Here is a 14,739-nt window from a genome sequence, read left to right as displayed (position 1 = left end):
TATCTGTGACTTTCTTCTTTTAGCTTTAGTACCGACGATGGCGGTACTTGTTCATTCTCGATAACTGGCTCACAATCGACAGAACATGCGCCAGTTTGCTGCTTATCTTGGATAAGACTTAAACTGGTTAGTTAATGGATCGTATTGATAGCCAAGCATATCAAGCTTACCTACAACACTTTCTATATCCATTTCATACATGCTGACCAACTCTTCAAAGCTATCACATTCCAAACGAAGCTTTTCGTTGACGATCCCCAGCAAAATAATGCTATCGAAACCTTTGACGTTGCTTAAATCCATCCCGTACTCCTAACGAACACACCGACTAGATTTAAGTTTAGAACGCTTACCAACACCACGCTAAAAAACAGATCACACTTTTTCGATTCAACACCAAAAGGCTTGTGAGATCAGTAACCGCCTACATCGCCCAAACTGGCGTTAAACCAACGGCCGCCACCAATAACATCAACAATGAAATAGTCAGCTGAAGCTTTTCAGGGGTTTTAACGAACAATAGATGCCAACACCACACTACGATAGCTGAGATTAGCAACGCAAAGCTAAACAGTAGGGTTGAAATCATTGGCTCTAATTGAGCTTCAGACAGAGAATAAACATTTACGACCGTCGCCAAAACCACCAGCATGCCTGTTAATACGCCCACAACAGGCAGAACACGGTGAAATGCTTGTAAGCGTGTTCTCGCAATCGTCAGCAGTAAATGACCAAACGCAGACCCCAACAGTGCCACTAGCAGTAAAGTAGTAATAATACCGACGGTGGTTGCTTGCTCAGTCGCTTGAATAGCAACGTATGAAAGCGCCAAACCACACGCAAGGTACATCACCCAAATAGGACCAGAATCACGTGTCTTCTTGGTTTGAACTTGAGAATAGAAATAAAAGATCGCGAACACGACAAGAAACGCTTCAATTCTTAATGAAGCAACAGCAAGCCAAAGCACGCCAATCGCAGGTAACATCTTGTGAATACGGCCACGTTGTCCCGGGCAAATATCCCCTTTTACCAAGATGAGGGTTAAGATCAGTTGGGCTCCTAGTAGCATGGGAGCAAATTGTACTAATAATGATTCGACCATTGTGGATCTACTTCTTCAGACTTATTTTCGCGAATAATATCAAAAACTGCTGCGAACACTAATCAAAATCACAAATTAGCGACGTTATTCAAGGCTTCAACTATGCTGTTGTATGGTTCTTTTGTCAGCATTATCTGCAAAATGGCGAAAGACATCAGAACTAACAGGGGCATGTTCTACTGGCTAGTCTAGGCTCATGCCGCTATAATTCCCGCCTCAAAAATCAGAGGTTGAAATATGTACAGCGATATCACTCCTATTCACGAACACAAAAAATACTGGGCCGAGTGCTACGGAACAGCACCCTTTTTGCCTACCAGTAGAAAGGAGATGGATGCTCTTGGATGGGATAGCTGTGACATTATTATTGTAACTGGTGACGCTTATGTCGATCACCCGAGCTTTGGTATGGCTATCATTGGCCGTTTGCTTGAAGCTCAAGGTTTCCGCGTGGGCATCATTGCCCAACCAAAGTGGGACAGTAAAGATGCCTTTATGGAACTGGGTCGACCTAACCTATTCTTCGGCATCACTGCGGGTAACATGGATTCCATGATCAACCGCTACACCTCTGATCGCAAACTTCGTCACGACGATGCCTACACACCAAACAATGAAGGTGGTAAGCGTCCTGACCGTGCAACTCTGATTTATTCTCAACGTTGTCGTGAAGCTTACAAAGGCACACCAATCGTTCTTGGTGGTATTGAAGCAAGCTTACGTCGCGTAGCACACTACGACTACTGGTCTGATAAAGTTCGTCGCTCTGTATTGTTTGATGCAAAAGCAGACATTCTTCTTTTCGGTAACGCTGAGCGTGCATTGGTTGAAGTGGCACACCGCATTGCCGATGGCGAAGACATTTCTACGCTGACCAATATCCGCGGTACTGCTATCAACTTACCTGCAGCGCCTGAAGGTTACAAAATTATTGATTCTTCTCGTATCGAAAAACCGAACAAAGCCTACGTTCCGGTTAACCCGTACGAAGTAGAAACGCAATGTGATACCAAGAAAGATGAAAAAGAAGAAGTAAAGGCGCAGCCAATTACTATTCGTCCTTCTCGTCACGATGCAAAAACAACCGCGGTTCGTATCCCTGGTTTCGAAAAGCTCAATAACGACCGTATTCTTTACGCTCACGCTAGCCGTATTCTGCACCTAGAGACCAACCCGTATTCAGGTCGTGCTCTTATTCAACGTCACGGTGACCGCGAACTATGGGTAAACCAAGCGCCAATTCCTCTTGCAACTGAAGAGATGGATTACGTGTTTGGCCTTGCGTACAAGCGTGTTCCGCACCCTATGTATGGCAAAGCAAAGATCCCTGCATACGACATGATTAAAACCTCGGTTAACATCATGCGTGGTTGTTTTGGTGGTTGTTCTTTCTGTTCAATCACAGAGCACGAAGGTCGTATCATTCAGAACCGTTCGAAAGAATCGATCTTGGATGAAATCGAAGACATTAAAGATAAAGTACCTGGCTTTACCGGTACCATTTCTGACTTGGGTGGACCAACGGCGAACATGTATCGTCTAGGTTGTTCTGATCCTAAAGCTGAAATTAACTGCCGTCGCCCATCATGTGTGTTCCCTAAAATCTGTGAAAAACTGAACACAGACCACCAGCACACCATTGACCTTTACCGCTCAGCGAGAAAGGTTCCGGGTATCAAGAAAGTAATGATCGCATCAGGCGTTCGTTATGACCTTGCGATTGAATCTCCAGAATACGTACGTGAGCTTGTGACTCACCACGTCGGTGGTTACTTGAAGATTGCTCCAGAGCACACTGAAAAAGGCCCTCTGGATCTGATGATGAAACCGGGCATGGGCACTTACGATCGTTTCAAAGAGATGTTCGAGAAGTACAGCGCTGAAGCCGGTAAGAAACAGTATCTAATTCCTTACTTCATCTCTGCTCACCCGGGCACGGAAGATGAAGATATGCTTAACCTTGCGTTGTGGCTGAAAAAGCACAACTACGAGTGTGACCAAGTACAGAACTTCTACCCATCGCCAATGTGTAATGCGACGTCGATGTACTACTCAGAGACCAACCCTCTGAAGCGCGTGAAATACAAAAAACGTGAAGATGTTCCAGTGCCTAAAGGTGATCGTCAACGTCGTCTGCATAAAGCATTGCTTCGTTACCACGATCCAGAAAACTGGAAGATCATCCGTGAAGCACTGATCAGCATGGGTAAAAAGCACCTAATTGGTGACAAAGCGAACTGCTTAGTGCCAGAAGAAGACTTTGAGGCTCAGACACCGGCACAGCGTCGTAAGTCTGGTCGTCACGGCTCGCAACGTTTTGCAACTAAGCACAGTAAAGCTCAACCGGGTCTTGGCGGCGAAAGCCCACGTAACCATTCTAAGCCTAGTGGCAATAAGCCTAAACCGGGTGGTAAGAAGCCAACAGGTAGCCAAAACAACGGCAACCAGGGCAACGGAAAGCAGAATGGTAATGGTAATAAACCAGCGACTGGCTTCATCAAAAAAGCCCCTGCTAGTCAGCAATCACAAGGCAACGGCGGCGGAAATGGCAAGCCAAACCGCAGCAAAGCGGGTAATGGTCAAGGTGGTAAACCTGCAAGTAACGGCAAGAATCGCCAGCGCGCAACACAGCGTTAATATAGCGACCCCATTTACTTGGTGCTCATAAAAATACAAAGCGCAGCTATTTAGCTGCGCTTTTTTGTGTCTGTAATCAATGGTTAGCTACTCAGCCACTTAGATACTTAGATACTTAGATACTTAGATACTTAGATACTTAGATACTCTGATGCTAACCAAGGGGGTTACCTACTTATCTAACGCGTAAACACCCAATACTGGCTAAATAGGTAATTGGTGACCATTCCGACCAGAGTCCCCACTGCCATTGCGATAAAAACAGCTCCGATAAATGTAGGGAGTAATTCCGTCATCAACTTAAAGCACAGTAAATTAGGTACTGCCGATATTGATGCTGACAACATGAACTTTTGCCACTGAATCAGTTTTTCAGACCAATGACCTCGCCCTTTATATTCAAAAGTCAGTATGCGATTACCCAACCATGTCGTCGTTGCAGCAGCAATAAAGGAGCTAATTCGCGCCATCATTAAAGGTAGCCCAACAACATAATGCAGCAATGCAAAAACCAAACAATCAACAACAAACCCACCAACACCAACCACAGCAAACCGAACCATCTTGTGATGGGACTGAAGCCTTTGGCTGTGTGTTTGAAGCTTGTCATTGAACATTCGTAGCCTTGAGTTAACGCTGAACATCATTTTCACTTTCAATATGATTCAACGAAAAATTTGGTGTGTTGCTCTGGTTATGGCAGCTGAACAAAGCACGCTTAATCTTGACCGTCGGCTCCAGAATGCACGTTAACGCGTTCTCTTTGATCTTAGTTTCTACTTCCGCTTTATGGCCGATCAAATAGAACTTATCGATGCCATTTAGCTGCTCGATATCAAGAAGCTTTTTCGCTTGCCCATGACTGTAAAATTGCCCTGAGAATGGTCGTTTACCCACATAAAAGCTTGGCGCAGAATCTGTAATCTGTTCAAAAATAATACGGTCACTTTTCTCATTCGCTTTACCTAGGTTCAGGTATACCATCGCAATCATCAGCAATACAGGCAGAACCAAAGCCACGCTTGAGAACCACTTTTTATCTTTTTCCACTACGAGTATAGCAATCAACAGGCCAAGCGCTGGGATACCTGGGAGCACATAAGCTGGAAGAATATTACCCGCCATAGTGAAAAGAATCAGTGGTGAAATCAACCAACAAACAAGAAACGAAAACAACCCGCGATTTTCGGCGTTAACTTCTACGATTTTCTTACGACGGGCGATAGTCAAAATAGGCAACACAATCGACCAAGGCGCAGCGGCTTGAATCCAGAACACCCAAATCATACCTCTGGTTTCATCATGAGCAGATCCGTAAAGATCACCTTCCCAACCACTCACTACAAAGCGCTTAAAGTGTTCACCAACAATAAAGTAATCAATAAAACCCGGTGTCGCCATTTCTGCCATGATGTACCAAGGCAAGGCAATCGCTAGCATCACACCTATGCCCGACAGCAATGGAAAGCGTTGCAACAACACTTTAAAAGCGCCAAAGAAGCCATGCTGTAAGATTAACCAAGGGAAAACGGCAATCCCCATTATCACAATCGCAACGGGTCCTTTTGCAAGTAACCCCAGAGCTAAGCCAATAAAACCGATGTACCCCCAATTTCTATTCGTCTTAACACTCCCTTCTGCTTGCCAGCATAGGTAAAAACCTAACATGGCGATTGTCATAGCTAAGGTCAACGCCATGTCAGTCATCACAGCACCCGCGGCGATAGAGAAAATCCCACATGTTGCCAATACAACAGCCCCCACTAAGGCACTTTGTCCCGTACGCTTCGCCAGATACGCGACCAATAGAATCGTCGCGAAACCAGCTAACCAATGCGGAGCACGCACAGCAAACTCACTCAAGCCGAACAACTCAATACCAGCAGCACTCATCCATGTGAACAACGGTGGCTTACCCCAAAAAGGAATACCGTAATCAAACTGAGGGGTTAACCAATTGCCAGTTTCTACCATCAAGCGAGCCATTTCTCCATAGCGCGCTTCAGTGGTATCCATTAACGGATAAGTCGCCAAAGATAAGAGTCTTAGAACCAGTGCAAAAGCCAACAAATACCATAGGTGCGTTCTGTTCAGGCTCATGCTGACTCCTCTAATTTGAAATGTGTTTTTAATGCAGGTGTATCGACCACCGACTGAATCAGATACAGAGGGCGATTCTTGGTTTCGATAAAAATACGACCTATGTACTCACCCATTAAACCAATACTCAGGAGTTGAATACCGCCAAGGGCAAGTTGCACGACCATCATTGACGGATAGCCCGTGATAGGCTCGCCAAACATAGTGGTTTTGAATACGATGAAGACGCCATACACAAAAGCAGTAAGTGCCACTAAACCACCAACGGCCGTCGCAATGCGCAGAGGTCGGATAGAGAACGAGGTAATCCCATCCATCGCCAAACCGATTAACTTGAGGTAGTTCCACTTGGTCTCACCACAGAAGCGAGCATCACGCTTAAATTGGAGCGTCGCTTGTCGGAAACCCGGCCATGAAAAAATACCTTTCATGTAGCGGTTACGTTCTGGAAGCTGATTGATATGGTCGACAACTTCTCGGCTTAACAGTCGGAAATCACCCACATTCTCAGGAACATCAATCTTCGCAGCCACGTTCATTACTTTGTAAAAGCTCGCTGCTGAAAACTTCTTAAACCACGTTTCACCGTCGCGCTGGCTACGCTGCATATTGACGACATCATAACCTTCGCGCCACTTGGCAATCATTTGCGGGATAAGCTCAGGTGGATCTTGTAAGTCAGCGTCTAGCAAAATCACCGCTTGTCCACGACAGTGCTCGAGGCCTGCGCTCATCGCTGATTCTTTGCCAAAATTACGGCTTAAACCAATAACAGAAATTGAGCTATTAATTGAAGTGAATGAACTCACCAACTCCAAGCTGTTGTCTTTACTGCCATCGTCGACATAAACAATCTCGCTCGTGATCGGTAAGCTATCGAGAACCTTAGTGAGGCGAGAGTGAAACTCTTCCAACACCTCTTGTTCATCGTAAAAAGGCACAATGATAGACAGAGAAACCGCAGGGTTGATCTGCGATGTAGATATCTTAGGGCGGCTTATATGAAGTTCAGACATAATACGTTCTTCTATTTTTTAATCTGAATCCAATCTACCCTCCCATAAGTGAAAGTTATGTTATTGACATATTTTTCACGCTCACTCAGGATAATGTTACTGTCTATTTCTGTATGAGAATCAAAATGAAACGAGTTCTATTAGTCGAAGATAACCGTGAAATTGCAGGTGTCTTGTTTGATTATTTTGAGTGTATTGGAATGGAACTCGATTACGCGGACAACGGTGAACTTGGCCTGCAGCTCGCGTTGGAAAACTCATTTGATATCATCATATTGGATCTAATGTTACCGAGAATGGACGGCCTCACGGTTTGTAATAAGCTGCGAGACCAAGGCAATGCAACACCGATTCTGATGCTGACAGCACTGGATAGCCGCGAAGATATGTTGAAGGGTTTTGAACATGGTGCCGATGATTATCTCACCAAGCCTTTTGATTTGGATATTTTGGAAGCGAGAATGAACGCGTTAGTCCGTCGTTACCGCGGAAAAGTGGCCTCTTCTAAACTTCAGTTCGATGAACTCACTATCGACCAAAAAACCCGTAAAGCTTACCGCCAAGACAAGCTGCTTGCGCTTAACCCAACCACTTACACTATACTTGAGATGCTGTGCCAAAGCGCACCTGATGTGGTAACACGTGAAGCTATCTCATATAAATTATGGGAAGAAAACGAGCCCAACAATGATGTATTGCGCAGTCACATCTATCAATTACGTAACCAACTCGACAAGCCTTTTGACACTCAGATGTTGATTACGGTGCCTAAAGTTGGTTTCCGATTGGAGCCATCGAATTGATTTCAAATGTTCTTACAAGCACAAAAACCCTAACGGGCCGCTTAGCGGTTTTCTTTGGGTTAATGGCATTGATTGTTTCTGCGTTCGTCTACGTTGTGTTTATCACAGCCCTGTACTTGTCGGAAGACCGCGTGGGTGAAAGACGCATCCTGATCGATCGTAACTATGCAGTCGGGTTATTCCAGTCAGGCGAAAGTGGAGAGCTTCGTATTGATGATCTGACTATCGCTTACAACGATCTTTCCTATCTGCCAAAAAAGTATTTAAAGTATATTGAAGGCAAAGAAAATTTCATTGGTGAGGTCGGTGAAGATCCAGAATCTCGCATGGTATATGTAGGCGAGTATACTCATGAAGGTAGAACCCATCCGATTGTTCTGCTTTCTGAGATAGACCGAGTCGAGCTTAGTGTCTTTGAGCTCGTTTATGCCACCACATTTGTATTAGCCCTTCTCTCTATTCTAATATTCAGCTTCGGAGCTCTGCTCTATCGGTTGTCTAAACGGCTGATTGAGCCCTTCAACTCCCTGTCTGAACAGCTTGAATCCAATAAGCTCAATCTAAACGAAGAATTTGGAGTGAATGACGATGCGGCGGTGGAGTTTCGTCAGTTGACGGATCAACTCAATCAATACAGAAGAGAAATCAATTCTCTAGTAAAACGCGAGCAAGCTTTCGCACGCTACTCAAGTCATGAACTAAGAACTCCGTTGACTGTTGCTCGTGGTGCCAACAAACTGTTACTGAGAAGCGAAACAACCGAATTTCAATCTCGTCAGGTTGAACGTATTGATGAAGCCATTGTTCAAATGTCTGAAATGGTCGATGCACTGCTTGGTCTCGTTCGCTATGAAAGAAACAGTGACGATGCACCGCTACGTTTATTCAGCCAGCAAGAGCTAGAGACTATCGTTTCTAAAAATTCGTTGCAGGCTGACGAGAAGGAAGTCGCGATAACCTTACAAGTTCAATCAGAACCAACCATTCAATCCACCAACGCGATCATGAATATGTTGGTCGGTAACTTGTTAAGAAACGCGATTGCAGCCACTAATAGCGGTACAGTAACTATTACCCTTTCTCAAGACAGTCTTATTATTGAAGACCAAGGCGAAGGCCTGCAGGAGCAATACAACCCAAATGGTCATGGACTAGGTTTGTTGATTGTCGACGACTTGTGCCAACGCTTCGGTTGGGGCTTTCAATTATTCAATCGCACTTGTGGAGGATGCATCGCAAAAATCACCTTTCAAACAGATTCAACCTCATCTAAACAAACATCTACAAAAACATAAACATCAACTAGGTCAGCACCAAATAAACTCGTAGTGCTGTACTCAATATCCTACGAAAACTTGATTTAGTTGGTTTACAGCACTTGCAGGCTACTAGATACTTGTTAGTCCTATTTGAACTAAAAATGCTGGCTTCTTAGTCAGCGTTTTGTCTAAGTGCGATGAAACTAAATAATAGCCCTGTAACTCAACATCAATACAACGACCACACCTTTTTCTTAAAGCGTGACGATCAGCTCCACTCTCACTTTTGTGGTAATAAAGCCAGAAAGTTCATGAAGCTACTGGAAGACGAGCACCCAAACACCACCACTCTAATAAGCTATGGTTCCGCTCAAGCTAACTCATTGTTCTCGCTAGCCGCACTTGCAAAAATTAAAGGCTGGACGCTTGAGTTTTACGTTGATCACCTTCCTCAATGGCTACAAGAACGTCCAATCAGCAATTACCGTGGCGCTGTAGACTTGGGCGCTAAGGTTATTTCAGTCAAAGAGACGGGCTCTGAGCTTCATCCACAAGAATATATCGAACAAGTCAGACAGCCTGACGCTCAGTGCATTGTGTTGCCAGAAGGTGGACGTTCTCAGCTTTCTGAATACGGAGTGAAGCAACTGGCGATGGAGATACTCAGCTGGACTCGCTTCGAAAACAAACACGATTTTGTGGTTGCACTACCAGCAGGCACCGGCAGTACGGCTTTGTATCTGCATAAGCATTTAAAGGTGCATAACATCCCGGTGTTAACCTGTGCGTGTGTTGGCGGTAATGACTATTTAACGCTGCAATTCAATGAACTTGGCGAAACTGATCACCCGCAGATCTTACCGCTCAAAACCAAGCACCACTTTGGTAAGCTGTATCAACAGGACTATCAAACTTGGTTGGATCTACAAGAACAAACGGATATTGAATTCGACCTGCTCTACGACCCATTGATGTGGCAATGCTTAGAGCAATGGCAAGAAGACAACCCAACCAAAACCGTCATCTATATCCATCAAGGTGGCATCTTAGGCAATGAATCGATGTTGCCACGCTATCAGCGTAAGTATCCAGAGATGAGCATTAGCAAAACCAACGCATCTTGGTAGTTGTTTTCCTTTATTCCCCAGCTTAGCTATTTAAGTTTTGGTAAGCTGAAAACATCACAAAACAGCCATCGCACTCCCTCTCGATGGCTATTCATCAGCAATAGCCACCGGCTATCCCTGCCATACATTTCAAGTTAGAGACAGAAATATGGCGAGAATCATCGCGTTATCTATACTTTCGATTGGAACGTCAATTGTCATCGAAAGGAATAACGCATGCGAACACTCACCACGCTAGGCTTGTTTTCAGTTTTACTGCCCTTCTCTGCGATTTCAGGAGAAAACATCACTTACCAAGTCGATGGTATGGATTACGAAGGTTATTGGAGTGAAGCCAGTGACCAAGCGCCTTTAGTGCTATTAGTACACGATTGGGATGGTTTAACTGATTACGAAAAGAAACGTTCTGAGATGCTCAACGAACTCGGTTACAACGTGTTCGCCATCGACCTATTTGGTAAAGGCATTCGCCCGACGGAAGTGAAAGACAAAAAACAACACACAGGCGAGTTGTATAAAGACAGAGAAAAAATGCGTGCACTACTTAATGCGGGAGCGATGGAAGCGAAAAGGCTTGGTGGTAACTTAGATAACAACGTGATGATGGGTTACTGTTTTGGTGGCGCAGCCGTTTTAGAAGCCGCTCGTGCTGGCATCCCATCGAAAGCTTATGTCACCTTCCATGGCGGTTTATCGACACCTAAAGGACAAGACTACTCTGAGACAAAAGCTCCAGTTGTCGTGTTCCATGGTACAGCAGACGCCATGATCTCAATGCACGACTTTGGAAGCCTCGCAGCTCAACTTGAATCAAGCAAGGTTCCGCATGAAATGATCACCTACAGTGGTGCGCCACATGCCTTTACCGTATTCGGCTCAAACAACTATCAACAAGAAGCTGACCAGAAATCGTGGGATAGATTTACCCATGTACTAGAAACCACCACCAGATAATCTTCTCCTTGAGAACCCATAACCCCATTCTACAGTTTAAGAATGGGGTGACTTTAGTTAACACGGTGTCATGCCGCTACAAATAACGATGGATACTTAAGTCATCAGATTTAATATCACAGGCAGAGCCACTGACTATGCTTGCTAAGATCTTTCCTGAGCCACATGCCATTGTCCAACCTAATGTTCCATGACCTGTATTGGTAAATAAATTTTTGATAGGCGTCTTGCCGATGATAGGCGTGCCATCTGGCGTCATTGGTCTTAGCCCGGTCCAGTATTCAGCCTTAGAAAAGTCCCCCGCTTGTGGGAAAAGATCTTTTATCACCATATCAATCGTGGCTTTGCGTTTTTCTGGGATTAGGTAATCAAAACCAGCGAGTTCTGCCGTACCCGCGATACGAATACGATCATCAAATCGCGTCATCGCGACCTTGTAGGTTTCATCCATAACAGTCGAAGTCGGTGACTTATCTACATTCACGATAGGCAATGTTAGTGAATATCCTTTCACCGGGTAAACCGGTATAGACAAGTCGACTTGCTTTAATAGTTCTCGAGAATAGCTTCCTGACGCGACCACGTAAGCATCCGCTTTGAACTCGCCTTGAGTCGTGGTAATACTCTCAATGGCTTGATTCTGATGATTCAAACTTACCACTTCAGTATCAAACACGAACCTAACACCGAGTTGCTTGGCTTTCTCAGTCAAGGTTAAACAGAACTGATGGCAATCACCGGTTTCATCATGAGGTAAGTATAAGCCGCCCACCAGCTTGTCTTTAACGTCCGCTAAACCCGACTCCACTGACAGACACTGGTCAACATCAAACAGCGAGTGTTCGATCCCACTCTCTGTTAATAGCTTCATATCCTGCTGAATAGCATCGAGTTGCTTCTCGCTTCTGAATACTTGCAAGGTGCCTTTCTGCCTGCCCTCATAAGCTAAATTTTCACTGGTTCTTAGCTCAGTCAGACAATCTCGGCTGTAGTTTGCGACTCTCAGCATCCGCGATTTGTTCCGTGCATATTTAGCTTCGTTGCAGTTGGCGAGCATCTTCGTCGCCCAAGAAACCAACTCAGGAGAAAGCGAAGGCTTTACTTTGAGAGGGGCATGTTCTTGGGTTAACCATTTCATCGCTTTCAAAGGGATACCAGGCGCCGCCCATGGTGAAGAATAGCCATAAGAAATTTGCCCTGCATTCGCAAAGCTGGTTTCTTTGCCACTGCTACCTTGACGATCAATAACCGTGACCGAGTGACCTTCTTTCGCTAGGTACCAAGCACTGGTCAATCCAATAACACCGCTGCCAATTACAATAACTTCCATTCTCTTCCCCTAATGCCCGACAAAGCCAAAGCCAGCCGAACACAGCTTACAGTCTAAAACTCGTTTCGTTAATGATTTGTAACTTATTCCGCTCATGTTGACTTAACAATAGAGAGGGCGTTGACAAAAAATCAATTCGACTTAAAAACGAATTCGGCAGTTTGGAAGTGTGATATTGGCGGTATTTGGAAGCTTGGGAGGGATAGTTACATAAACCGATTAAGCCTAGATATTGTAGGCGTCATGACTCAAGAAAGTGGCATTTTCAAGTAAGAAATCTAACAAGGTTTCTGCCTGTAGCGTGAGTGCACGACCTTTCAAAGATTGAACCTTAACCGTCGCCTTCGATAGCATCTCCAACTCGGTCGCAACCACTTCGATCTGTCCTGACTTTATCTCATCAATCACGGTGAGTTTGGGCATAAAAGTCACGCCTAGTCCTGCTGAGACAAAGTTAGTGAGTGCGGTTACCGAATTAGTTTGAAGCTTTGGCTGCAAGGTAAGATGGGAAATTTGTTCAGCCTGCTTTACCAGCCTCCCCATCCCGGTCGAGTTATCGATTAAGGCGAGAGAAGCGCCTTTAATATCTCGCAGTGTCACTGGTGCACTTTTCATCGTAAGGAAGTGCCCTTTGGGAGCAATCAATTCCAGCGGATGGCTACGTTCAACGTGGGAGTGTAGTTTGGGGTGCGGAGCTGAAGCATAGGTTATTGCAAAGTCTATCTGTTGATCTTCCAACATCTTGACCGCGTCCAATGCACCAGCAATCTCTATAGATAGGTTAATATCAGGATAACGTGCCATGAAGGTTTGCATCGGCTTTGACACCAAGTTGGTAATAAACCCTTCACCGATGGCGATACTGACATTGCCTCCTTTAAGATTTTTGAGCTTGGTTAGCCGAGCAAGCACTGCGGCTTCTCCACGAACAATGGAGCGGTAGTAACTCAACAGCTCATTACCCGCTTCAGTTAACAGTGATTGGCGGTTGTTACGCTCCCACACTTTCATTTCCGCTTGCGCTTCGAGCTGTGTCAGCATTCTACTCATCGCAGCAGGGTCAACATTCATCATCTTGGATGCCTTACGCAGTGAGCCATACTTAGACAACGCGTTTAAATACTCAAGAGCGCGGATATTAAAGTGATGCATTCAACTTCCTTGTGATTCGACTGACACTAAATCAAGCGTCTCACAAATTGGCGGTTAACATGTATCCCAATTTATCAAGAACGTGCTTACACTTGCTAACTTGTGCACCGAGTCACTTCAAGGCTGTTGAAGGCTCATGCTCGTTCATTCGATCTACTCTTGATAAACAGATGGAAAGAGCTTACAGAATCCTAATTTATACCAAGCGCAGTAAGTAACCAGAAATAGCCAAAAGACTTTGGGATAGAGATAGAGATAGAGATAAAGATAAAGATAAAGATAAAGATAAAGATGCTCTTAAACGAGAAAACCCCAGCATTTCTGCTAGGGTTTTGAATAGTGGTGGAAGGATGGGGATTTGAACCCCAGATACGCTATAAACGTATACTCGCTTTCCAGGCGAGCGCCTTAAGCCACTCAGCCATCCTTCCACAAATTGTGTGTTGAGCTTGTCACTCAACGAGGCGCTACTTTATTGATTCTGCTTGCTTTGGTCAAGAGGCATTATCAAAAAAAGTGCCTTTTTCAGTTTGTTCGATTACAAATTAACTCATTAGATCAAAAACAAACCAAATTTCATTCTATCGTTGTACTTACGCTTGTTGCTTTTCTTAAGCTTGTTGATAGTAGCCCGGAACTCTAAACCATTTACGGCACATATCTAAGAAATAACCGTACAGCACGCCCATACCACATGAGATAACAGCGTTACTGGTGACAGCCGTAACAATCTGGTCGCTCGAAGCACCTACTGCCAATAAAATACCGGCATACACAGGTGACTGGAATAACACGTACGCCACCAAGTCAGACAAATTTTTCATCAATGAGCTTTGTGAAAGCTTTGCGCCGTTACGCAAGAACCAATCACGAAAGACTCCATAAGGCCAAGCGATAGCTATGTTTACCGGAATAGATAACGTTCGAGAGGCAAGAGACTGCTCAAATGTCATACCAGAAATAAACACTTCTACGATCATGCCAGAAATAAAACAGAAAACGACCATAGCAAATGTATCCGCAGCGGCGTTTCGAATACAAAATGGACCACGAGACTTCATTGATGATAAACCTAAAATATATCACTACTTAATTAGTGATTTAACAACACATAAACAAGGCACATCAGCACCTTGCCAGATAATATCGCTATTAAATCATAAGATTAGCAGTCATACATTCCAAATTAAAAATAAAGTCGTAAATTAACAACCAAAAACGACTTTAAAAGCAGTCATTTCCACCAAAAAACACAC

The 14,739-nt window shown here is 44.5% G+C and carries 13 protein-coding genes and 1 tRNA gene; 5 read left to right on the top strand and 9 right to left on the bottom strand.

Annotated features, from left to right (window positions below):
- Nucleotides 1-102: 102 nt before the first annotated feature.
- Nucleotides 103-303, bottom strand: coding sequence for a DUF4250 domain-containing protein (locus K08M4_RS05705; protein ID WP_017076390.1), 201 nt, complete (start codon nt 301-303; stop codon nt 103-105).
- A 121-nt stretch (nt 304-424) separates the two neighbouring features.
- A complete protein-coding gene (locus tag K08M4_RS05700) occupies nt 425-1,105 on the bottom strand; it encodes an HI_1241 family integral membrane domain (RefSeq protein ID WP_017080955.1) in 681 nt (226 codons plus the stop codon).
- A 237-nt stretch (nt 1,106-1,342) separates the two neighbouring features.
- Here K08M4_RS05700 and K08M4_RS05695 point away from each other — a divergent pair, with 237 nt between their 5' ends.
- Nucleotides 1,343-3,742 (top strand): YgiQ family radical SAM protein, encoded by a 2,400-nt coding sequence (locus K08M4_RS05695; protein ID WP_086049154.1) that lies wholly within the window; start codon nt 1,343-1,345, stop codon nt 3,740-3,742.
- A 179-nt stretch (nt 3,743-3,921) separates the two neighbouring features.
- Here K08M4_RS05695 and K08M4_RS05690 read toward each other — a convergent pair whose 3' ends face one another.
- The 3 genes from K08M4_RS05690 to K08M4_RS05680 are packed head-to-tail and all read right to left on the bottom strand — an operon-like array spanning nt 3,922 to nt 6,858.
- Entirely contained in the window at nt 3,922-4,386 is a 465-nt protein-coding gene (locus tag K08M4_RS05690) for a GtrA family protein (RefSeq protein WP_086049153.1), read from the bottom strand.
- Nucleotides 4,373-5,842, bottom strand: a complete 1,470-nt coding sequence (locus K08M4_RS05685; protein WP_086049152.1) for an ArnT family glycosyltransferase — start codon at nt 5,840-5,842, stop codon at nt 4,373-4,375. Before K08M4_RS05685 ends, K08M4_RS05690 begins: the two co-directional genes overlap by 14 nt.
- Entirely contained in the window at nt 5,839-6,858 is a 1,020-nt protein-coding gene (locus K08M4_RS05680) for a glycosyltransferase family 2 protein (protein WP_086049151.1), read from the bottom strand. The genes K08M4_RS05685 and K08M4_RS05680 overlap by 4 nt, the downstream gene beginning before the upstream one ends.
- Nucleotides 6,859-6,983: 125 nt before the next feature.
- Here K08M4_RS05680 and K08M4_RS05675 point away from each other — a divergent pair, with 125 nt between their 5' ends.
- From K08M4_RS05675 to K08M4_RS05660, 4 genes are all read left to right on the top strand, one after another.
- Complete coding sequence (locus tag K08M4_RS05675; protein ID WP_086049150.1) at nt 6,984-7,661, top strand: response regulator transcription factor; 678 nt, start codon at nt 6,984-6,986, stop codon at nt 7,659-7,661.
- Nucleotides 7,658-8,956, top strand: a complete 1,299-nt coding sequence (locus K08M4_RS05670) for a sensor histidine kinase (RefSeq protein WP_086049149.1) — start codon at nt 7,658-7,660, stop codon at nt 8,954-8,956. Before K08M4_RS05675 ends, K08M4_RS05670 begins: the two co-directional genes overlap by 4 nt.
- Before the next feature lie 161 nt (nt 8,957-9,117).
- Entirely contained in the window at nt 9,118-10,047 is a 930-nt protein-coding gene (locus tag K08M4_RS05665; RefSeq protein ID WP_086049148.1) for a pyridoxal-phosphate dependent enzyme, read from the top strand.
- A 216-nt stretch (nt 10,048-10,263) separates the two neighbouring features.
- A complete protein-coding gene (locus tag K08M4_RS05660) occupies nt 10,264-11,001 on the top strand; it encodes a dienelactone hydrolase family protein (RefSeq protein WP_086049147.1) in 738 nt (245 codons plus the stop codon).
- 76 nt (nt 11,002-11,077) lie between these two features.
- Here K08M4_RS05660 and K08M4_RS05655 read toward each other — a convergent pair whose 3' ends face one another.
- The 4 genes from K08M4_RS05655 to K08M4_RS05640 form a co-directional block, all read right to left on the bottom strand.
- Nucleotides 11,078-12,331, bottom strand: coding sequence for a D-amino acid dehydrogenase (locus K08M4_RS05655; protein WP_086049146.1), 1,254 nt, complete (start codon nt 12,329-12,331; stop codon nt 11,078-11,080).
- A 225-nt stretch (nt 12,332-12,556) separates the two neighbouring features.
- Nucleotides 12,557-13,483, bottom strand: coding sequence for a LysR family transcriptional regulator (locus tag K08M4_RS05650; RefSeq protein ID WP_086049145.1), 927 nt, complete (start codon nt 13,481-13,483; stop codon nt 12,557-12,559).
- A 340-nt stretch (nt 13,484-13,823) separates the two neighbouring features.
- Nucleotides 13,824-13,914: transfer RNA gene (locus K08M4_RS05645), tRNA-Ser, on the bottom strand.
- A 180-nt stretch (nt 13,915-14,094) separates the two neighbouring features.
- Nucleotides 14,095-14,544, bottom strand: a complete 450-nt coding sequence (locus K08M4_RS05640) for an L-alanine exporter AlaE (RefSeq protein ID WP_009846408.1) — start codon at nt 14,542-14,544, stop codon at nt 14,095-14,097.
- Nucleotides 14,545-14,739: the final 195 nt, after the last annotated feature.

This window comes from Vibrio syngnathi, from assembly GCF_002119525.1.
In the GTDB taxonomy this organism is placed as follows: domain Bacteria; phylum Pseudomonadota; class Gammaproteobacteria; order Enterobacterales; family Vibrionaceae; genus Vibrio; species Vibrio syngnathi.
The sequence above is the reverse complement of the archived record's forward strand: the minus strand, read 5'-3'. Positions and strand labels throughout refer to the sequence as shown.